Annotated in this window: 15 protein-coding genes; 10 read left to right on the forward strand and 5 right to left on the reverse strand. The window is 73.8% G+C overall.

What is annotated here, in order from left to right; all coding sequences use genetic code 11:
* Nucleotides 1–40: 40 nt before the first annotated feature.
* The gene (locus tag C4U03_RS30065; RefSeq protein WP_103942544.1) at nucleotides 41–1,081 is read right to left on the reverse strand and encodes an Acg family FMN-binding oxidoreductase; all 1,041 of its coding nucleotides are present in this window, start codon (nucleotides 1,079–1,081) and stop codon (nucleotides 41–43) included.
* A gap of 311 nt (nucleotides 1,082–1,392) precedes the next feature.
* Here C4U03_RS30065 and C4U03_RS30070 point away from each other — a divergent pair, with 311 nt between their 5' ends.
* Nucleotides 1,393–1,707 carry a hypothetical protein gene (locus C4U03_RS30070; protein WP_146087573.1) on the forward strand — a complete coding sequence of 105 codons (315 nt, stop codon included), beginning with the start codon at nucleotides 1,393–1,395 and terminating at the stop codon, nucleotides 1,705–1,707.
* A gap of 46 nt (nucleotides 1,708–1,753) precedes the next feature.
* Here C4U03_RS30070 and C4U03_RS41345 read toward each other — a convergent pair whose 3' ends face one another.
* Nucleotides 1,754–3,019, reverse strand: a complete 1,266-nt coding sequence (locus tag C4U03_RS41345) for a S1C family serine protease (protein ID WP_200827568.1) — start codon at nucleotides 3,017–3,019, stop codon at nucleotides 1,754–1,756.
* Nucleotides 3,020–3,234: 215 nt separating this feature from the next.
* On the opposite strand from C4U03_RS41345, the gene C4U03_RS30080 reads away from it, so the two are divergent.
* From C4U03_RS30080 to C4U03_RS30100, 5 genes are all read left to right on the forward strand, one after another.
* Nucleotides 3,235–3,732 carry a hypothetical protein gene (locus C4U03_RS30080; protein ID WP_103942548.1) on the forward strand — a complete coding sequence of 166 codons (498 nt, stop codon included), beginning with the start codon at nucleotides 3,235–3,237 and terminating at the stop codon, nucleotides 3,730–3,732.
* Nucleotides 3,729–5,258, forward strand: a complete 1,530-nt coding sequence (locus C4U03_RS30085) for an NADH-quinone oxidoreductase subunit NuoF family protein (RefSeq protein WP_103942550.1) — start codon at nucleotides 3,729–3,731, stop codon at nucleotides 5,256–5,258. Before C4U03_RS30080 ends, C4U03_RS30085 begins: the two co-directional genes overlap by 4 nt.
* A 110-nt stretch (nucleotides 5,259–5,368) precedes the next feature.
* Nucleotides 5,369–5,941, forward strand: a complete 573-nt coding sequence (locus tag C4U03_RS30090; protein ID WP_103942552.1) for an NADPH-dependent FMN reductase — start codon at nucleotides 5,369–5,371, stop codon at nucleotides 5,939–5,941.
* A 54-nt stretch (nucleotides 5,942–5,995) separates the two neighbouring features.
* Complete coding sequence (locus C4U03_RS30095) at nucleotides 5,996–7,024, forward strand: ATP-binding cassette domain-containing protein (RefSeq protein ID WP_103942716.1); 1,029 nt, start codon at nucleotides 5,996–5,998, stop codon at nucleotides 7,022–7,024.
* Complete coding sequence (locus C4U03_RS30100) at nucleotides 7,021–7,911, forward strand: ABC transporter permease (protein ID WP_103942554.1); 891 nt, start codon at nucleotides 7,021–7,023, stop codon at nucleotides 7,909–7,911. The genes C4U03_RS30095 and C4U03_RS30100 overlap by 4 nt, the downstream gene beginning before the upstream one ends.
* Before the next feature lie 160 nt (nucleotides 7,912–8,071).
* Here C4U03_RS30100 and C4U03_RS30105 read toward each other — a convergent pair whose 3' ends face one another.
* Nucleotides 8,072–11,224, reverse strand: coding sequence for an ATP-binding protein (locus tag C4U03_RS30105; protein ID WP_103942556.1), 3,153 nt, complete (start codon nucleotides 11,222–11,224; stop codon nucleotides 8,072–8,074).
* 358 nt (nucleotides 11,225–11,582) lie between these two features.
* On the opposite strand from C4U03_RS30105, the gene C4U03_RS30110 reads away from it, so the two are divergent.
* Nucleotides 11,583–12,464, forward strand: a complete 882-nt coding sequence (locus tag C4U03_RS30110; protein WP_103942558.1) for a helix-turn-helix domain-containing protein — start codon at nucleotides 11,583–11,585, stop codon at nucleotides 12,462–12,464.
* A 44-nt stretch (nucleotides 12,465–12,508) separates the two neighbouring features.
* On the opposite strand, the gene recQ is transcribed toward C4U03_RS30110, so the two are convergent.
* On the reverse strand, nucleotides 12,509–14,332 hold the full coding sequence (gene recQ, locus C4U03_RS30115) for a DNA helicase RecQ (RefSeq protein WP_268817553.1): 1,824 nt from the start codon (nucleotides 14,330–14,332) through the stop codon (nucleotides 12,509–12,511).
* 89 nt (nucleotides 14,333–14,421) lie between these two features.
* A complete protein-coding gene (locus tag C4U03_RS42895; RefSeq protein WP_200827581.1) occupies nucleotides 14,422–14,733 on the reverse strand; it encodes a DMT family transporter in 312 nt (103 codons plus the stop codon).
* A gap of 161 nt (nucleotides 14,734–14,894) precedes the next feature.
* On the opposite strand from C4U03_RS42895, the gene C4U03_RS30125 reads away from it, so the two are divergent.
* The 3 genes from C4U03_RS30125 to C4U03_RS30135 all read left to right on the forward strand — a co-directional run bounded on the left by C4U03_RS30125 (nucleotide 14,895) and on the right by C4U03_RS30135 (nucleotide 20,019).
* A complete protein-coding gene (locus C4U03_RS30125) occupies nucleotides 14,895–16,181 on the forward strand; it encodes a hydroxyacid-oxoacid transhydrogenase (RefSeq protein ID WP_103942562.1) in 1,287 nt (428 codons plus the stop codon).
* Nucleotides 16,182–16,222: 41 nt separating this feature from the next.
* A complete protein-coding gene (locus C4U03_RS30130; protein WP_103942563.1) occupies nucleotides 16,223–19,195 on the forward strand; it encodes an FAD-binding and (Fe-S)-binding domain-containing protein in 2,973 nt (990 codons plus the stop codon).
* A gap of 110 nt (nucleotides 19,196–19,305) precedes the next feature.
* Nucleotides 19,306–20,019: a GntR family transcriptional regulator gene (locus C4U03_RS30135; RefSeq protein WP_103942565.1), complete on the forward strand. Its 714-nt coding sequence runs from the start codon at nucleotides 19,306–19,308 to the stop codon at nucleotides 20,017–20,019.
* Nucleotides 20,020–20,062 lie beyond the last annotated feature (43 nt).

Genomic DNA, 20,062 nt, shown 5'->3' on the forward strand with positions numbered 1-20,062 from the left:
CGCGGGTACGGCCGGGCGGACCCACAGGGCCGCCCGGCCGTCAGTAGTCGTCGTGGACGACGGCGTGGACGGGACGGCGCACGCTTTTCCGGCGGGTGCCGGCCACCCCGAGCCGCATCAGCATCTGCGGGTGGTCGCCGTCGCACAGGCGGGTGCGGATGAGCCCCCTCAGCTCCGGAACCTCCAGCGCCTGGGTGTGGAAGGCGGCCGACACGCCCTCCTCGGCCTGGGCGCGCAGCAGGACGCGTTGCAGCGCCTGCCCGGCGCGCAGCCAGTCGGCGGGAGTGTCCTGCGGCGTGGTGAGCAGGACGACCATACCGGCGGACGGCTGCTCGGCCGGTTCGTCGGCGGGAGCGTCGGTCCCCCAGCCCTGCCCGCGGGCGAAGTCCCGGCCGGGGAAGTCCGGCTCGGTGCGTTCGGCCCGGCGCGGATAGGTGTCGGGGTGGACACCGTTCTCGCGGCGGTCGCCCGGTGCGGGCGCCCAGCGGAACAACTCGGCGCCGATCCCGGGATCGGCCCGGCCGAGGTGCTCGGCCGCCCCGGTCAGCGCACCCAGCGTGGCCTGGGCGTGGGTGTCGGTGATCACGCGCAGGGTGACGCCCTCCCGGCGTGCCTCGACCTGCAGCAGCGCCGGCAGCCCGGCCGTCACCTGGCCGGGACGGAACGCGCCGCGGTGGGTGTGCCGCTCCCGTATCTGCTCGTAGAGCCGGGCGACCTCGGGGTTCACGGTCTCGGGAGCGGCGGCCGGGACGTCGACGTCCACGTCGGCCAGCAGGCACGGCCGGTCGGGGGCGGGCAGCAGCCGGACCCGGGGCGCGTACCCCAGCTGGCGCAGCGCCAGCGTCAGGGTGAACAGCGCGGCGCCGCAGCTGATCATCATCTCCCGGCCGGACGGGTCGGTGCAGTCCAGCCGGCGTTCGTTGTCGGCGCGCAGGCTGATGCGCCGGTCGCCGATCCCGAACCGCCACGGCTGCGTGTTGTGCACCGAGGGCGCCCACCGGGCGGCCTCGACCGCGAACCGGGCGTCGGCCTCGAATCGTCCGGGGTCCTCCCGGTCCCTGCTCAGCGGCCGGACGTTCATCGGGTCCCCCTTTCTCCCCTCCTCCCCAAGGTCACCATGACCGGCCAGGACACCGGCAGGGCCATAGGTCCCGCAGTCCGGCGGGATTTTCGGGACCGGCGGATCGCCCCGCCTCCCCGACGGGGGCGGAGCCGGTCGGGTCCGCTGCGGTCTCCCGTCGTCCGCGATCGATCCGGTTCTGTGCCGTTCTGTGCCGTACGACCCCGTTCCGTTCCGCCGTTGAGCGTTCAAATATCGAGATTTCACCGACGGAACGACCGGATACCGGACATCGTTGTTCTGGGGAGGAACCCCACCGAACATCCGCCGGTGTGAGAGATCTGGTCCGCATGCCCATAACACTCGTCCGTCCGCGTCGTGTCACGGCACTGTTCCGGGCACGGGTGCGAGGCCGGCGCCCGGCGCCGCCGCCGTGGCGGCCGTGCGGCCCGCAGTCCGCCGACGAGGTCGCGCTCGCCATCGCGCTGACCGCACGCTGGATGCTCGTCACCGGCCGGCGCATCGACCAGGTGCCGCTGCTGCACGACCTGCCCGGTGACCAGCTCATCGACTTCTGGTCCGACGACCACGTGGCCGGACCGCACCCACCGCGTCCGGCCGCCGACCGGCGCGAAGTGAGGCGGTGACCGCCCGGCGCCCCGGCCCCGTCACCGAGGCCGGGGAGAGCGCGCGCTAACCCAGCAGCCGGGTGGCCTGGGCCATCGCCCGGTCGATGGGGATGGCGAAGCCGATGCCGATCGAGCCCGAGGCGCGGTCCTGGCCCAGCGTGGCGATGGCGGTGTTGACCCCGATGACCTGGCCCTGGGCGTTCACCAGGGGGCCTCCGGAGTTGCCGGGGTTGATGGGGGCGTCGGTCTGCACGGCCCGCAGGGTGCGCCCCTCGCCCACATTCACCTCGCGGTCGAGGGCGCTGACGATGCCCGAAGTGACCGTACCGGCCAGGCCCAGCGGCGAGCCGAACGCCAGGACCGGCTCCCCCACCCGCACGCCGTCCGAACGCCCCACCGGCAGCACCGGCAGGCCCGCCGAGCCGACCGCCAGGACGGCGACGTCGTTGGCGGTGTCCACGCCGACCACCCGCGCCCGCCGCTGCCGCCGGTCGGACGTCTCGATGACGACCCGGACCGCGCCGTCGACCACATGGGCGTTGGTCAGCACGTGCCCCTGCCGGTCGATCACGAAGCCCGACCCGGTGGACCGGGACGCGGCCCGCCGCACCTGGATGGATACCACGCTGCGCTGCACCCGCGCCGCGATCCTGGTGAGGTCGGCCGTGGTCTCCACCGCCGCCGGGACGGCCTGCGGCGCCGCCCCGTCCCGTTCGCCCATCGCCCGCATCCCGGCCGCCCCGGCAAGGCCACCGGCCAGCGCCGCCGCCAGCACTCCCGCCGTCACCAGCGTCCGCCTCGTCCGCCGCCGCGCAGGAGCCGCCCGGAAGGACCCTCCGCCCTCCCGCGGGTCGGCCCGGGAGCCGTCGGCCCACAGCACGCTGGTCCGCGCGTCGGCACCGCCTGACCGGCCCGCCCACAGGCCACCGGCGGCCTGTTCCGCGGTACGCGGATCGGCCGTACGGAAAGCACCGCCCCAGGCCCCGCCGCCACGGGAGCCCTCGGCCCACGACCCGCCGCTACGCGGGTCGGCCGTACGCGATCCGCCGGACCACAGGTCACGAGCGGACCGGTCCGCCATACGCGGATCGGTAGTGCGTGCATCGCCGGGCCACGGGCCGCCGGCAGGCCGCTCGGCGGTGCGGGGGGTGCCGTTCCACAGGCCGTCGTTGCGCGGGTCGGGCGTTCCAGGGGCCGGCTGGGGGGTGGCCGTCCACCGGGGGTCGGGGGCCGAGGGAAACGGCTGCTGTGGCAGCTCGCGGGTGGGCTGGTCGTTCCGGCCCCGGGCGTGGCGCCCGTAGTACTCGCCGGGGAACGGCTCCTGGTGCATCTCGGCTCCTCGCAGTGGCCGCGGTGGCAACGGTGGCAGCGGGCGGTATGCCAGGAAGTACGGGCCGCACGGCCTCCGTGGGTCACCGCGGGACGCGAAAGATCTCCGCCGGGCCGGAGGCGCTGAACCCTCGGCCGGTTCCGCCGCGTACCACCGTCCGACGGGTTTTGGCTCGACCGAGGAGCGACGGCGGCAGAGGTGAGGTCACGGGTCCGATGACGATGCCGGACGACGCGGACAGGCTGATCGACCAGTGGTCCCGGTTCCTGGCGGCGCTGGAGGCCGACTGCCCGGTGTGCGCGGGTACGGGCGTCGTGCTGAGCGACGCCTGGCAGGCCTGGCACGAACGCGCCGGCGAGCTGAGCAGGGTGGCCCTGGCGGCGCGGCGGGCCTCGGGGATGCGGCTGGACGGCAACGGCGCCATGGTGCGGGTGCCGGACGAACTGCCGCGCCGCCGCGAGCCCGCCGAGGGGCATCCGGGCGCCGACGCGCCGACGGTGATGGCGGCCGTCGAGCGGGCGATCGACGAGCACGAGCGGGCCCGGCCGGCCGAGGCCGAGCACGTGCCGTGCCGGGCGTGCGCGGGCTGCGGCCTGGTGCTGACCCCGATCGGCCGGCGGCTGGCGCAACTGCTGCACCGGCACGGCTTCGTGACCGTTCCGGACGCGACACCACCGCCGGCGGCTCCCGGGACGAACGGAGGACGGGCATGACCGCCGTGAGCATCGTGACCATCGGCAGCCCCCGGCTGACGATGGGCTTCGACAGGTTCGACCGGATCGACCTGGACCGGCACCGGGCGCTGCACGGCGCGCTGTCGGTACCCGGCCTGGAAGAGCTGATGAAGATCACCGAGGCGGTCGACCTGCGCGGCCGGGGTGGCGCCGCGTTCCCGTTCGCCCGCAAGCTGATGGCGGTGGCCAAGCGGGTGGACCTGCCCAAGGACGACACCGACGGGTTCCTGCTGCCCGGTGAGGAGGACGACCGCTGGCGGTGGCGCGGCGGGCCGCAGGCGGTGATCGTGGTGAACGGGTCGGAGGGCGAGCCCGGCAGCCAGAAGGACAAGGTGCTGCTGACCCGCAACCCGCATCTGGTCCTGGACGGCGCGCAGATCGCCGCGACCGCGCTGGGCACCCGCGACATCGTGGTGGCGATCGAGAGCGAGACCGCCGCCCGTTCGATGCGCGCCGCCATCGCCGAACGCCGGATGCCCGCCGAGGTCGTCCGGCTGCCCGAACGCTTCATCTCCGGGGAGAGCGGCGCGGTGGTCCGCGCCATCAACGGCGAGACGCCCATCCCCCCGGGCCGCAAGGTGCGGGCGGCCGAGTCCGGGGTGGACGGCCGCCCCACCCTGCTGTCCAACACCGAGACCTTCGCCCAGCTCGCCGTGCTGGCCTCGCTCGGCCCCGACCTGTACTCCTCGGCCGGCACCGAGTCCGAGCCCGGCACCACCCTGCTGACGGTCGGCGGCTCCACCGTCGTCGAGTGCACGCTCGGCACGCCGCTGGCCGCCGTCTTCGCCCAGTGCGGCGTCCAGCCGGGGCAGGGCGTCCTGGTCGGCGGCTACCACGGCGAGTGGATCACTCCCGAGGCGGTACGGACGGCCGTGGTCTCCCGGGCCGGTTTCCAGGCGGTGGGCGGCTCGCTGGGCGCGGGCATCATCCTGCCGCTGCCCGAGGGCACCTGCCCGCTGAAGGAGGTCGCCCGTATCGCCTCCTACATGGCGGGCCAGTCGGCGGGCCAGTGCGGCCCCTGCCGGCTGGGCCTGCCCGACCTGTACCGCTCCATCGAGTCCCTGGTGGACGGCTCCGGCAGCCCCGAACTCGTGCGCCGCGCCGCCGGGATCGGCCGGGGCCGGGGCGCCTGCTCCCATCCGGACGGCACCGCCCGCTTCGCCCTGTCGGCCCTGAACACCTTCGCCCGCGACATCGAGATCCACCAGCTCAACGGCGACTGCGGCCAGCCCTGCTTCGGCGTGCTGCCGCTGCCGGTCCCCTCCGGCGGCGAGATGAAGATCGCCATCGACTGGAGCCGCTGCCAGGGCCACGGCCTGTGCGCCTACCTGGTCCCCGAGCTCGTCCAGCTCGACCGCTACGGCTACCCGGTCGTCCTGGACGCCGAGATCCCCTCCTGGATGGAGACCGACGCCCAGCGCGCCGTCGCCATGTGCCCCGCCCTGGCCCTCCGCCTCGTCCCCGTCATGGCCAAACAGGGCGGCAAACGCCCCAACCGCCAGTGACCGCCCAGGGAACGGGCCGGACGCCCGGCCGCTAGATCGGATCTAGCGGCCGGGCGGTCGCGATCTCGCGCCTTGAGGGGTGAGAGCCCGTAGGCGCGGAGGTGAGGCCGATGATCCGGAACGAGTGCCCGTTGCGGGTCGCGGTCGTCATCGGCAGTACCCGGGAGGGGCGGATCGGTGACGCCGTCGGCCGGTGGTTCGTCGGGGTGGCCGGGCGGTGCGAGGGCGTCGAGCTGGAGGTCCTCGACCTGCTCGACCATGAGCTGCCCGTTCGGCATCCCGGTGCGGTCACCCCGCAGATGGCGGCCTTCGCCGGGCGAATCGGGCAGGCGGACGGCTTCGTGGTCGTCACGCCGGAGTACAACCGCAGCTTCCCGGCCTCGCTCAAGCAGGCGATCGACTGCGCCTACGACGAGTGGCGGGCCAAGCCGGTCGGGTTCGTCTCCTACGGCTACCGGTTCGCCGGGCTGTACGCCGTGGAGCAGCTGCGGCCGGTCTTCACCGAGCTGCATGTGGTGACCATGCCCGGCGCGGTGCACATCGACCTGCGGCACTGCGACTTCGCGCGCGGCCGGCCGCCGGACGAAGGGCTCGTGCACGAGGCCGAGACGATGCTCGGCCAGCTCATCTGGTGGGGGCTGGCGCTGCGCGACGCGCGCGCCGCACGCCCCTACGCCTGCTAGCCCCTGAGGTGAGGACGAGATGTGGAGACGACGGAGGAGAAGGGAGCCGCGGCCATGAGCGAGCGGACCGCCGAACTGGCGATCGAGACGTCGCAGCTGGTCAAGACGTTCGGCGACAACCGGGCGGTGGACGGCATCGACCTGGCCGTGCCCACCGGCGCCGTGTACGGGGTGCTCGGGCCCAACGGCGCGGGCAAGACCACCACCGTCCGGATGCTGGCCACGCTGCTGCGCCCGGACGGCGGGCAGGCCAGGGTGTTCGGCCACGACGTGCTGCGCGAGCCCAACGCCGTACGCTCGCGGGTCAGCCTGACCGGGCAGTACGCCTCCGTGGACGAGGACCTGACCGGCGCGGAGAACCTGGTGCTGCTGGCCCGCCTGCTCGGCCACCGCAAGCCCGCGGCCCGGGACCGGGCGGCGGCGCTGCTGGCGGCGTTCGGGCTGGAGGAGGCCGCCGACCGGCAGGTCAAGAACTACTCGGGCGGGATGCGCCGGCGGCTGGACATCGCCGCCAGCATCCTCAACACCCCCGACCTGCTGTTCCTGGACGAGCCCACCACCGGTCTGGACCCGCGCAGCCGCAGCCAGGTCTGGGACATCGTGCGGGCCGTGGTGGCGCACGGCACCACCGTGCTGCTGACCACCCAGTACATGGAGGAGGCCGACCGGCTGGCCGGGCGGATCGCGGTGATCGACCACGGCAAGGTGATCGCCGAGGGCACTCCGGGCGAGCTGAAGTCCTCGGTCGGCGCGGGCGCCGTGCACGTCCGGCTGCGCGAGGCGTGGCAGCGCGAGCAGGCGCGCCAGGTGCTGGCGCGGACGCTGGACGCCCAGGTGCAGCTGGACGCCGACCCGGTGGCGCTGACCGCCCGGATCATGGACGGCGGCACCCGGGACCGGGCCGCCGCCCAGGCGTCCCGCGCGCTGGCCGAACTCGACGAGGCCGGCATCACCGTGGACGACTTCTCCCTCGGCCAGCCCAGCCTGGACGAGGTGTTCCTGGCCCTCACCGGCCACCCCGCCGAGCAGGCGGACGACAGCGAGCAGGACGGCGAGCGGGAGAGCGTGGAGGCGGCCAAATGAGCACTGCGAGCCCGGGGCAGGCGACCGGAACCTCCGAGTCGCCCGCGCGGACCGACCAGCCGGCGGTCCGGGACTACGTTCCCTCCGCGGAGACGATCGCCGCCGTGCTGTCGCCCGGGGCGCGGCCGGCCCGGCCCAGCGCGCTGTCGGCGTCGGTCACGTTCGGCTGGCGGGCCATGCTGAAGATCAAGCACGTGCCCGAGCAGCTGTTCGACGTCACCGCGTTCCCGATCATGATGACGCTGATGTTCACCTACCTGTTCGGCGGCGCGCTGGCCGGGTCCACCAGGGAGTACCTGCAGTTCCTGCTGCCGGGGATCATGGTGATGAGCGTGGTGATGACCACCATGTACACCGGGGTCACGGTCAACAACGACATCGAGAAGGGCGTGTTCGACCGGTTCCGCAGCCTGCCGATGTGGCGGCCCGCCCCCATGGTCGGCTACCTGCTGGGCGACATGTTCCGCTACACGATGGGCGCGACGGTGATCCTCGTGCTCGGCTTGGTGCTGGGCTTCCGTCCCGAGGGCGGCGTCGGCGGGGTGCTGGCCGGGATGGCGCTGCTGGTGGCCTTCTCGTTCGCCTTCTCGTGGGTGTGGACGATGTTCGGGCTGATGCTGCGCAGCGAGAAGTCGGTGATGGGGACCAGCATGCTGGTGCTGTTCCCGCTGACCTTCCTGTCCAACATCCTGGTCGACCCGGAGACCATGCCGGGCTGGCTGCAGGTGTTCGTGGACGTCAACCCGGTCGCCCACCTGGTGGCGGCGGTGCGCGGCCTGATGGCCGGCGAGGTCGACACCGGCGAGCTGGTCTGGGTCACGGCGTCCGGCGGCGTGCTCATCGTGGTCTTCGGCACCCTGACCATGCGCCTGTACAACCGCAAGTGACCGTTGCGGAGAACGCCCGGCCCTGTCACAGGCGCCGGGCGTTCTCCTGTTGCACGCGACACCGGCCTCCCCGCTCCCAGCACGAGCGCATGCCGACCGCACCAGGCGTCCTCCCGTTCCGGGGCGGGCAACGCCCATGACAGACCGCGCGGGCGGGGGTCTACAGGCGCCAGGAGATTTCGTGCGGCGGGCGGTAGACGCAGGTGGTGCCGGTGGAGACGGAGGCGCGGAGGTGGGCGGCCAGTTCGGGGTGGCGGTGGTCGAGGCGGCGCAGGGTGTCGCGGATGCGGGCGGTGACCGTCTTGCGGGCGCGTTCGGCCTCGTCGCCGAGGCGGCGGGTGCGTCCGGCCAGGCCGGCGGCGGCGCGCAGCTCGGCCAGCAGGGCCGCGCGTTCGCGGTCGCAGGCGGCGGCCCGGTCGTCGTCGCCCAGCGCGACGGCCCGGTCGATCTCCTCGTCCAGCTCGGCCAGACGGCGCTTGTAGCGAGTCTTGGCCTCCTCGTCCAGGACGGCGTCGCCGCCCAGGGCGCGGGCGGCGGCCGCCTCCCGGCCGCCCTCGGGGTTGGCCAGCCGGGACGCCGGGACGTCCGTACCGGGACGGGAGAGCAGCAGGTGCAGGTCGCGCAGGCCTTTGGCGTCGGGCATGTGAACGAGACGGCCCGCGTACGCCAGCGACCAGACCTCCCCGTCGAAGCGGAACTCGTTGACGTCCACGCCATGGTCGGTCACCGGCGTGGGCCGTTCGCGGGCGCGGCGGGCACGCTCCACGATGTGGCGCATGCCGAGTTCGGCGGCGTCCCGCTCCACTTCGTCCAGCAGTGCGGCGGCGGCCTCGGACGAGCCCCGGGCCGCCAGCGACCGCGCCAGGCCGGCGCGGGCCTCGATCGCCCAGGGATGCGCCCCGAGCCGGTCGGCCGACACGGCGGCGGCGGTGAACCCGGCGACCGCCTCGTCCCAGCGTTCCTGGGCGGCGTCGACCATCGCCAGCCAGAGCCGGTACGGGCCGCTGATGTCACATCCGTACACCGACACCGCCCACTGGTCGACGTAGGGGGTCAGGGCGGCGCGGGCCCGCTCGCACAGCTCCGGGTCCCGGGTGGCCGCCGCGACCTGTGCCTGGAACCGCAGCCACAGCGGGGCGTAGGTGCCGCTGATCGGTTTACCCGAGGTGGTGAGCGCCTCCAGATGGCGCAGCGCGGTGCCCAGGTCATCACGGTACAGCGCCGTGATGCCCTCCAGCAGCCGGGCGTGGACGCCGTCGCGCGAGGGACGCTGCCCCGGCAGCCCGTCCAGCTCGTCCGTGCGGCCCTGCAGCATGAGCAGCGCCCACCGCAGGTGGTGGAGCATGCCGGAGAAGTCGCCGTGCTCGGTCTCGCCGAAGCAGGTCACCTCTTCGAGCAGCCCGTCCGCCTCCTCGAAGCGGCCTTGCAGGCCCGCGATGATGCTTCGGTCCACCAGCGTGGCGACCTTGAGGCGGGGCAGGTCCTCGCGTTCGGCCACGGTGACGAAGGCGTCGAGGGCGTCCAGGTAGCGCGGATCGCCCTGCTCCAGCAGCGCCACCCAGCGCAGTGAGGAGGCCATGGCGGTCATGTCGGGGTCTGCGCCCCGGTCGGCGAGCGCGGACAGCTCGTAGGTGAGCCGTTCCCGCTCGGCGGCGGTGCCCGGCCCCCAGATGAGGTCGTGCATCGTCCACAGCGTGAACGCCAGCAGGTTGTCGTCCCGCTCGCGCCGGGCGAGCGCGGTGGTGTGCAGGGTCAGCTCCCTGGCCAGCCGGTCGCGCGGCGCCCGCTCGACGTCCCGGTCCTCCCCGAGCAGCGCGCGGTGCGCCTCGGGCAGCAGGTCCTCCTGCCGGCCATGGTGGTCGTGGAGGTACAGGCTGAGCGCGACCCGTGCCAGCACGGCCGGGTCACCGGACTCCCGGGCGCGGGCGACCGCGGTCCGCAGCACCGACCACGCCTGCTCGCTCTCGCCGCAGTGGTACAGCTCGCGGGTCATGTCCAGGGCGATGAGCGCCTGCCTGCCCGGCCCGAGCGCGGCGGCCGCCTCCAGCGCGCGGCGCCAGTGCCCGAGGGACTCCTCGACCGACAGCCTGCTGCTCGCGTGGCGGGCGGCGTCCAGGAGCCGGTCGACCACCTGCGCGGGTTCCAGCACGTCCCGGGCGAGGTGGGCGTGCCGGGCCAGCTCGGCGGGCTGGACGTCGCCGGCCAGGTCGGCAGATCGCTCCACCGCCCGGACGACCTCGGCGTGCCGCCGCGCGGCCGCGGCCTCGTCGAGGGTGTCGTACAGGGTCTCGCGGACGAGGTCGTGCGCGAAGGCGAAGCGGCCCCCGCCGAGCGTCACCGCGAGCCGGGCGGCCACCGCCTGGTCGAGCAGCCGGTCCACGTGCGCGGCCGGCTCCGCGGCGACGGCCGCCAGCAGCCGCCGGTGGAACTCGCGGCCGAGCACCGCCGCCGTGGTCAGCAGCCGTACGACCGGCTCGGGCAGCAGCGACAGCCGCCGCTGGACGGCGTCGCGCACTCCCGGGGCGATGGCGTCCACCGGGCTTCCGCCGTGCCACAGCCGGGCCGCCTGCTCCACGAAGAACGGGTTGCCCCCGGTGCGCCGGTGCACCTCGGCGACCAGGGCGTCGTCCGGCCGCCGGCCGACCGTACGGGCCATCAGCTCACCGACTTCAGCGCGGTCGAGCCCGGTCAGCGTCACCACGGTCGCCCTGGTGACCAGGGACGAGATCAGCGGGCGCAGCGGGTGCTCGGCCCACTCCACCTCGACGTCCCGGTAGGTGCCCACCAGCAGCAGCCGCTCGAACCAGGTGTGCTGCGCGGCGAACTCCAGCAGCCGGACCGACGCGGTGTCGGCCCAGTGCAGGTCGTCCAGGACGACCATCAGCGGGCGCCGCTGCGAGGCCGACACCAGCGCGGTGGTCACCCCGTCGTAGAGGACGAAGCCGCCGGGCTCGTCGGCGCCGGGCGTCTGTCCCGGATGCTCGCCGAGCAGCACGGCCAGCGCGCCGTCGGCGGCGTCCTCCAGCGCGGCCCACTCCTCGGCGGTGCAGGCCCTGCGCAGACCCCGGACGACCTGCATCCACGGCCAGTGGCCGGGGGCGCCGCCGGACTCCCAGCACGAGCCACTCAGCACCAGCGCGCCCCGCCGTCTGGCCTCCACCGCCGCGCCGGTGACCAGCGTGGTCTTGCCGATGCCCGCCTCGCCGGCGACCAGTACCAGCCCACCGTGGCTGTCGATGACGCGGGAGATCTCGCCGTGCAGCATCCCGGCGGCGTGCTCGCGCCCGATCAGCGGGGGTGTCACGGGTGTCATGGCCGCCGTCTCCGTGTGCTGCGCCTGGTCGTCCCGATGCCGGTGCCCCCGCCGGGGAGGGACCGTTCTCCGGATTAGAACAAGGTATCGAATCCGGTCGGCACACGCGACGGTTTCGGCTCTGGGACGGGTGGTCCCGCTCCGGGTACCAGGCACGCTCAGGGTCCCCATAGAGAACGCCATTAATGGAGATGCCACAGTTTTTTCGAGCCCGTCCGAAACCTGCGACGGCGGCGCGATTACCCGCCCCGAAGTCCGCGTATTCGGCAAAGGACGGCTGCGGTACGCGATTAGCATGAGAGGCTTCGGAGCTGTCCGGCGTTTATGTCGTGGTGGGGGCGAGAGCATGGACGACGCTATGGCCGGTGTTCCCGTGCTGGAGGCCGAGGAGGCGGGGCCGACGGCGCTGCGCATGCTGCTGGGGACCCGGCTGCGGCGGCTGCGCGAGGGCCGGGGCGTCACCCGCGAGGAGGCGGCGGGGGTCATCGGGGCGTCCCCCTCCAAGATCAGCCGGATGGAGCTGGGCCGGCACGGCTTCAAACCGCGGAACGTGACCGACCTGCTCGACCTGTACGGGGTGGACGATCCGGCCGAGCGGGAGGCGCTGCTGACGCTCGTCGAGCAGGCCGCCGCGCCCGGCTGGTGGCAGCCCTACGGTGACGTGGTGCCCCCCTGGTTCGAGCCCTACCTGGGGATGGAGCAGTCGGCCGCGGTCATCCGCACCTACGAAGTGCAGTTCGTCCCCGGCCTGCTGCAGACCCCCGGCTACGCCCGCGCGGTGATCCGGCTGGGGAGCGAGGACCCGCCGCCGGAGGAGGTCGAGCGCCGGGTGGCCCTGCGGATGCGGCGGGCGCGGATCCTGCACCGCCGGGCCGGGGCGCCTCGGCTGTGGGCGGTCATCGACGAGGGGGCGCTGCGCCGGGCGGTCTGCGATCCGCCGACCATGCGCGAGCAGATCGACCACCTGATCGAGATGTCCCGGGCGGCCCATGTGAACGTGCAGGTGCTGCCGTTCTCGGCCGGAGGGCATCCGGCGGCCGGCGGGCCGATCTGCATCCTGCGCTTCGCCCAGCGGGAACTGCCCGACATGGTCTATCTGGAGCAGTTGTCCAGCGCCCGATATCCCGCCAACGAATCCGAACTGACCCGCTACCGGCACATCATGGACCGGCTGGTGGTGCAGGCCGCGCCGCCGGACGAGACCACCGCGCTCCTGCACCGTATTCGCGCACGGCTGTGACCTTTCGCGATCGTGAACCGCGATCGTGAACGGTGCCGGGCGGCTCAGGCGTCCGGGGCGTCCTCGTCGGCGAGGACGTCGAGGATCTGCCGGCCGTACTTGGTCAGCTTGCTCTCGCCGATCCCCGATATCGAGCCCAGCTCGGCCAGGGAGGACGGCGTCCGTACCGCGATCTCCCGCAGCGTCGCGTCATGGAAGATCACGTACGCGGGCACGCCCTGCTCCTTGGCGGTGGCGGCGCGCCAGGCGCGCAGCCGCTCGAACAGCGGCAGCGCCTCCTGCGGCAGCTCGGCGGGGGCCTTGCGCTCCTTGGCCGCCTTCGCCGTCTTGGCAGGGCGTTCCGGCTCCCGCCGCAGCGGCACCTTGCGCTGCTGGAACAGCACCTCGGCACTGGCGGGGGTGAGGGCGAGCGTGCCGTAGTCGGACTCCACGGCCAGCAGCCCCTGGGCCAGCAACTGGCGGATGACGCCGCGCCACTCCCCCTCCTTGAGCTCGGCACCGACGCCGAACGGCTTGAGCTCGTGGTGGGCGTTCTGGGTGATCTTGGGGGTCTGCTTGCCGAGCAGGATGTCGATGATGTGGCCGGCGCCGAACCGCTGGCCGCGTTCCTTCCACAGCCGGTGGACGACCGACAGCACCTTCTGCGCGGCGATCGTGCCGTCCCAGGACTGTGGCGGCGCCAGGCAGGTGTCGCAGTTGCCGCAGGGGGCGCCCTGCTCGCCGAAGTAGTTCAGCAGTTGCACCCGGCGGCACTCGACCGTCTCGCACAGCGCCAGCATCGCGTCCAGGTGCATGCCGAGCCGGCGGCGGTGGGCGGCGTCGCCCTCGGAGGTGTCGATCAGCCGCCGCTGCTGGACGACGTCGGCCAGCCCGTAGGCCAGCCAGGCGGTGGACGGCAGCCCGTCGCGTCCGGCCCGGCCGGTCTCCTGGTAGTAGCCCTCGACCGACTTGGGCAGGTCCAGGTGGGCGACGAACCGCACGTCGGGCTTGTCGATGCCCATCCCGAACGCGATGGTGGCGACCACGATCAGCCCGTCCTCGCGCAGGAAGCGGGCCTGGTTGGCGGCGCGGGTGCGCGCGTCCAGCCCGGCGTGGTACGGCACCGCCTCGATGCCCTGCTCCACCAGCCAGGCGGCCGTCTTCTCCACCGACGAGCGCGACAGGCAGTAGACGATGCCGGCGTCCCCGTCGTGCTCGGTGCGCAGCAGGTGCAGCAACTGCCGCTTGGGGTCGTTCTTGGGGACGATGCGGTACTGGATGTTGGGCCGGTCGAAGCTGGCCACGAAGTGGCGGGCGTGCTCCAGGTCGAGCCGGGAGGCGATCTCGGCGTGGGTGGCCCGGGTGGCGGTCGCGGTGAGCGCGATGCGCGGCACGTCCGGCCAGCGCTCGTGCAGCTGGGACAGCTCCAGGTAGTCGGGCCGGAAGTCGTGCCCCCACTGGGCCACGCAGTGCGCCTCGTCGATGGCGAACAGCGCGATGCGGCCGCGCTCCAGCAGCCGCACCGTGGACTCCACCCGCAGCCGTTCCGGCGCCAGGTAGAGCAGGTCCAGCTCACCGGCCAGGAAAGCGGCCTCGACGGTGCGGCGCTCGTCGTAGTCCTGGGTGGAGTTGAGGAAGCCGGCCCGCACGCCCGCGGCGTTCAGCGCGTCCACCTGGTCCTGCATGAGCGCGATCAGCGGCGAGACGACCACGCCCACCCCGTCCCGCACCAGCGCGGGGATCTGGTAGCACAGCGACTTGCCGCCGCCGGTCGGCATCAGCACCAGCGCGTCACCGCCGGCGATCACATGCTCGATGATCTCCTGCTGGCCGGGGCGGAAGGAGTCGTAGCCGAAGACGCGCGAGAGCACCCGCGACGCTTCGCTCACCTGGGAGACGGTATCGGGGGCAGCCACCCGCCCACTCTATGAGCACGCGGGCGGCCGCGCGGCCCGAAGACGTTCCTGGGGAGAACCGTTCAGGCCAGCTTCGCCAGCACGATCCCCGAGACGATCAGAGTGAGCGCGGCGATCCGGCCCGCGCCGACGGGATCGTCGTTCAGCACGACGCCGAGGGTGATCGCGCCCACCGCGCCGATGCCGGTGAAGACCGCGCGTCGATCGCCGTCGCGCTCCTGGACGAGCACGAACGAGCACTCCAGGACAGGCTGCTGCGCGGGGAGCCGCCGCTGGGGCCGGGAGCGCCCCCCGCCGACCGGCTGGCTGCCTTCTACGCCGCCCTGGCCCGCCTGGCCCGCTCCGTACTGCCCGCCTGAGCGGGGTGGCTCCATCGAACGCAGCGGGCGTTGGTATGTTGCATGTTACGTACAACGCTTCCCGACGGTTCGAGCACGTCTTCGGGCACGTCTGGGAGCGGGGACGGCAGGGAGGTCTCCGTACGACGTCGACCAGCCCCGTCCGGGTTCTCCCCCAAACCCCAAGGAGCGTCGCCATGCACACCACCCCCGCCCACGCCGAAACGGTCTTCACGTACGGGTCCCCGGCGCTGAAGTTCGGCGCGGGCGCCTCGGACGAGATCGGCTTCGACCTGTCCCGGCTCGGCGTGCGCCGCGTGCTCGTGGTGACCGACGCCGGTGTCGCCGCCACCGGGCATCCCCAGCGGATCGCCGACCAGATGTCCGGGTACGGCATCGAGGCGCACGTCTATGACGGCGTCCGCGTCGAGCCCACCGACGCCAGCATGAACGAAGCCATCGACCACGCCCGGGGGACAGGCCCCTGGGACGCGTTCGTGGCGGTGGGCGGCGGGTCCAGCATCGACACCGCCAAGGCCGTCAACCTGCTCACCACCAACCCGGGCGGGCTGATGGACTACCTCAACGCCCCCGTGGGCGCCGCCAAGCCGCCGTCCCAGCCGCTCAAGCCGCTGGTCGCGGTGCCCACCACCACCGGCACCGGGGCCGAGAGCACCACCATCTGCGTACTGGACGTGCTGTCGCTGAAGGTCAAGACCGGCATCAGCCACGCCTGGCTGCGCCCCACCATGGCCGTGGTGGACCCGGAACTGACGGTCACCCAGCCACCCGAAGTGACCGCCTCGGCCGGGATGGACATCCTCTGTCACGCGCTGGAGAGCTACACCGCCCGCCCGTACACCTCCTACGAGCGCAGGGCACCCGAGCAGCGGGTGCCGTACTGCGGGTCCAACCCGATCTCCGACATGTGGTCCGAGCAGGCGCTGCGGCTGCTGTCCCGCTCGTTCCGCACCGCCGTACGCGAACCGGAGAACCTTGAGGCGCGCACCGAGATGGCACTGGCCGCCACCGTGGCCGGGCTGGGCTTCGGCAACGCCGGGGTACACATCCCGCACGCCAACGCCTACCCGATCGCCGGCCGCGTGCACGGCTACCACCCGCCGGGCTACCCGGGCGACGGGCCGCTGGTGCCGCACGGCATGTCGGTGTCGCTGACCGCGCCCGAGGCGTTCCGGTTCACCTTCCCCGCGCGGCCCGACCGGCACGTGCGCGCCGCCGAACTGCTCGCCCCGGGGCTGGAGCGCCCGAACGACCCGCAGCAGCACCTGCCGGCCGCGCTGCTGAACCTGATGCGCGACATCGGCATCCCGAACGGGGTCGGCGGGGTCGGCTTCACCGAGCCAGAGATCCCCGACCTGGTGGACGGCGCGATCAAGCAGCAGCGGCTGCTGTCGACCGCACCGCGCCCGGTGACCGAGGACGACCTCGCGCAGATCTTCACCCGATCCCTGTCCCTGTGGTGAGGCCGCCATGGCGAACCCGACCCCTGCCGGCGGAAACCCGCATGGCACCCCCTGAAGAGATCGCCGCGGCGCTGCGCGAGGCGGGCCTGCGGGACGCCGACGTCTCCACCCGGCGCCGCGCCGAGTACTCCACCGACGCCTCGCTGTACCGGGTGGTGCCGAGCGTCGTGGCGTTCCCCCGCGCCGCCGACGAGGTGGTGGCGGCACTGGAGGTGTGCCGCGCGCTGGGAGTGCCGCTGACGGCGCGCGGCGCGGGCACCTCGATCGCCGGGAACGCGGTCGGGGAGGGCGTGGTGCTGGACTTCTCCCGACACCTGGGCCGGATCCGGGGCGTCGATCCCGGCTCCGGCACCGCCGAGGTCGAGCCCGGCGTCGTCCTGGACGACCTGCAGCGGGCGGCGGCCCCGCACGGGCTGCGCTTCGGCCCCGACCCCTCCACCCACAGCCGCTGCACCATCGGCGGGATGATCGGCAACAACGCCTGCGGCTCGCGGGCCCTGGGCTTCGGGCGCACCAGCGACAACGTCACCGCACTGGACGTGCTGGCCGGGACGGGCGAGCGGCTGACCCTGCGGCACGGCGCCGACGCGGGCTCCTCCCCGGTACTGACCGCGCTGCACCAGGTCGTCGCCGCCGGCCTGGCCACGATCCGCACCGAGCTGGGCCGGTTCGGGCGGCAGATCTCCGGCTACTCGCTGGAGCATCTGCTGCCGGAGCGGGGCTTCGACCCGGCGCGGGCGTTCGTGGGCAGCGAGGGCACCTGGGGGGTGCTGCTCGGCGCGACCGTCAAGCTCGTCCCCGTGCCCGAACGGCCGGTGCTGGTGGTGCTGGGCTATCCCGACATGGCCGCCGCCGCCGACGCGGTGGTGCGCGTCCTGCCGTACCGGCCGATCGCCGCCGAGGGCCTGGACTCGCGGATCGTGGACGTCGTGCGGCGGCTGCGCGGCCCCGCCGCCGTGCCCGAGTTGCCCCGGGGCGGCGGCTGGCTGTTCGTCGAGTTGCCCGGCGAGGTCCCGGCCTCCCTGGTGGCCGACGCCGATGCCCTCGGCCACCGGATCGTGACCGATCCCGCCGAGGTGGCCACGCTGTGGCGCATCCGCGAGGACGGGGCGGGGCTGGCGGCCCGGCCCAAGGGCGGGCACCTGGCGCACGCGGGCTGGGAGGACGCCGCCGTGCCGCCCGAACGGCTCGGCGACTATCTGCGCGACTTCGAGACGCTGATGGCCGGGCGGGGCCTGAGCGGGATCCCGTACGGGCACTTCGGGGACGGCTGTGTGCACGTCCGCATCGACTTCCCGCTGAACCGGCCGGACGGCACGCGGGTCTTCCGCGACTTCCTCACCGACGCGGCCGAGCTGGTGGCCGGATACGGCGGCTCGATGTCCGGGGAGCACGGCGACGGGCGGGCTCGCAGCGAACTGTTGCCGATCATGTACTCCGACGCCGCGCTGCGTCTGTTCGAGGAGGTCAAGGGGGTCTTCGATCCCGACGACGTACTCAACCCCGGCGTGGTGGTGCGACCTCGGCCGGTGGACGCCGACCTGCGCGTGCCCGCCGCCTCCCCGCTGCGCCGTGGCCTGGCGTTCGCCTACGACGACGACGCTGGGGACTTCGCCGCCGCCGTCCACCGGTGCACCGGCGTGGGCAAGTGCCGCGCCGACCTGACCGGCTCGGGCGGGGTGATGTGCCCCTCCTATCTGGCGACCCGGGACGAGAAGGACTCCACCCGGGGGCGTGCCCGGGTGCTCCAGGAGATGGCCAACGGCTCGCTGGTCAAGGGCTGGCGTTCCCAGGAGGTGCACGAGGTCCTGGACCTGTGCCTGGCCTGCAAGGGCTGCTCGTCCGACTGCCCCACTGGCGTGGACATGGCCACCTACAAGGCCGAGGTCCTCTACCAGTCGTACCGGCGTCGCCTGCGGCCGATGTCGCATTACGTGCTGGGCGGGCTGCCTCGCTGGTCGCGGCTGGCCTCGCGGGCGCCCCGGCTGGCCAACCGGCTGCTGTCGAGCCCGCTGGCCGGGCCGGGCAAGCGGCTGGCCGGGGTGGACGCCCGCCGTGACCTGCCGTCCTTCGCGCCCCGGACGTTCCGCCAGTGGTTCCGCGGGCATCCGGCCGCGGCGGGCGATCCGGTGCTGCTGTGGGTCGACACCTTCACCGACCACTTCACCCCGCAGGTCGGCATCGCGGCCGTGCAGGTACTGGAGGACGCCGGGTTCTCGGTGCGGATCCCCGAGCGGCGGCTGTGCTGCGGCCTGACCTACATCTCCACCGGGCGGCTCGATGTCGCCCGCAGGCTGCTGGGCCGCTCCGTGGACGCCCTGACCCCGTACGCCGAGGCGGGCGTCCCGATCGTCGGTCTGGAGCCGTCCTGCACGGCGGTCTTCCGCTCCGACGCCCCTGAACTGCTGGGCATTCCGGGGGAGGCGGCATTCGGTGCGCCGAGACGGGGACCGGACCAGCCTCTCGCCGTGGACACCGGCGAGCCCGACCCCGCCCCTGCGCACCGGGGTCCCGGCGCGGACGCCGATGACCTGCTGCGGCGCTCTCCCGGCTCGGGCGGCGGTACCCCGGAGCGGGTGCCGGGTGGGCGCGGCACCGCGCGGCGGCCGTTCGTTCCCCTGGTGCGGACACTGGCCGAGCTGCTGTCGCAGCGGCCGGGCTGGACTCCGCCGTCGCTCGACGGCGTGACCGCCGTCGCGCAGCCGCACTGTCACCACCACGCCGTCATGGGTTGGGAGGCCGACCGGGCCCTGCTGGAACGGGCGGGCGCCACGGTCGAGGCGGTCGGCGGCTGCTGTGGCCTGGCCGGCAACTTCGGCGCCGAACGCGGCCACTACGACGTCAGCGTGGCGGTCGCCGAGACCGCGCTGCTACCCGCCGTCCGCGCGGCCGGGGCCGACGCCACCGTCCTGGCCGACGGCTTCTCCTGCCGCACCCAGCTCGCCGCGCTCGCCGACCGGACCGGTGTCCACCTCGCCGAACTCCTGGCGGCTCGGGGGCGCACGGACGGATAGGTTCTTACCCGCGGGTCGCCCCAGGCGATCCGGAACGAACGGAGGTGGTCTTCCCGCCTGGAAGGTGGGGATTCCGACCCATCGCTCTGCGTGGAGAGGGTGACCCGACGGTGCGCGAGATCGCCGGTACGTCCAACCTGAACCGGCAGGTGGCCGAGGTGCTCCGGGAGGCCATCGGATCCGGGGAGCTGCGGCCGGGCGAGCTGTACTCGGTCAGCCGCCTGGCCGACCGCCTCGGCGTCTCCCGCACTCCCGTGCGCGAGGCGCTGCTGGGGCTGGCCGACATGGGCCTGGTCCGCATCGAACGCAACCGGGGCTTCCGGGTCGTACGCCGCGACCCCCGCCACATCGCCGAGGTCTTCCACCTGCGGCTGCTGCTGGAGGTCCCCGCCGCCCGCCTGGCCGCCCATCATGCCGACCAGGCCCTGCTGGACGCCCTGCGCCACGAGCTGGCCCAGATGCGCGCCGCCGCCGCGGACCACGACGAGCCCCGCTTCATGCACCACGACCGGGCCTTCCACGAACTGGTGCTCGGTTCGTGCGGCAACGCGCTGCTGACCGCCACGGTCGCCAACCTGCGCGCCACGATCACCACGGTCGGCGCCTCCACCGCCGACCAGACCCGCTCCCTGGCCGACATCGCCGCCGAACACGAGCCCGTCCTCACCGCCCTGGCCGCCGCCGACCCCGACGCCGCCGCCGAGGCCATGCACCACCACATCGTCCACACCGGCGAACTCCTGCTGGCCCAGGTCTCCGCCGAGAACGACGCCCCGGTCGCCGCCTCCGACGCCGAACTGCTCCGCGGCGCCTCGACCGGCTGATCCCGCGTCCCGGCCCGCCCGGGGTACGCTGCCGGTCCCGGTC

The sequence above is a fragment of the Thermomonospora echinospora genome, assembly GCF_900108175.1.
Classification (GTDB): domain Bacteria; phylum Actinomycetota; class Actinomycetes; order Streptosporangiales; family Streptosporangiaceae; genus Thermomonospora; species Thermomonospora echinospora.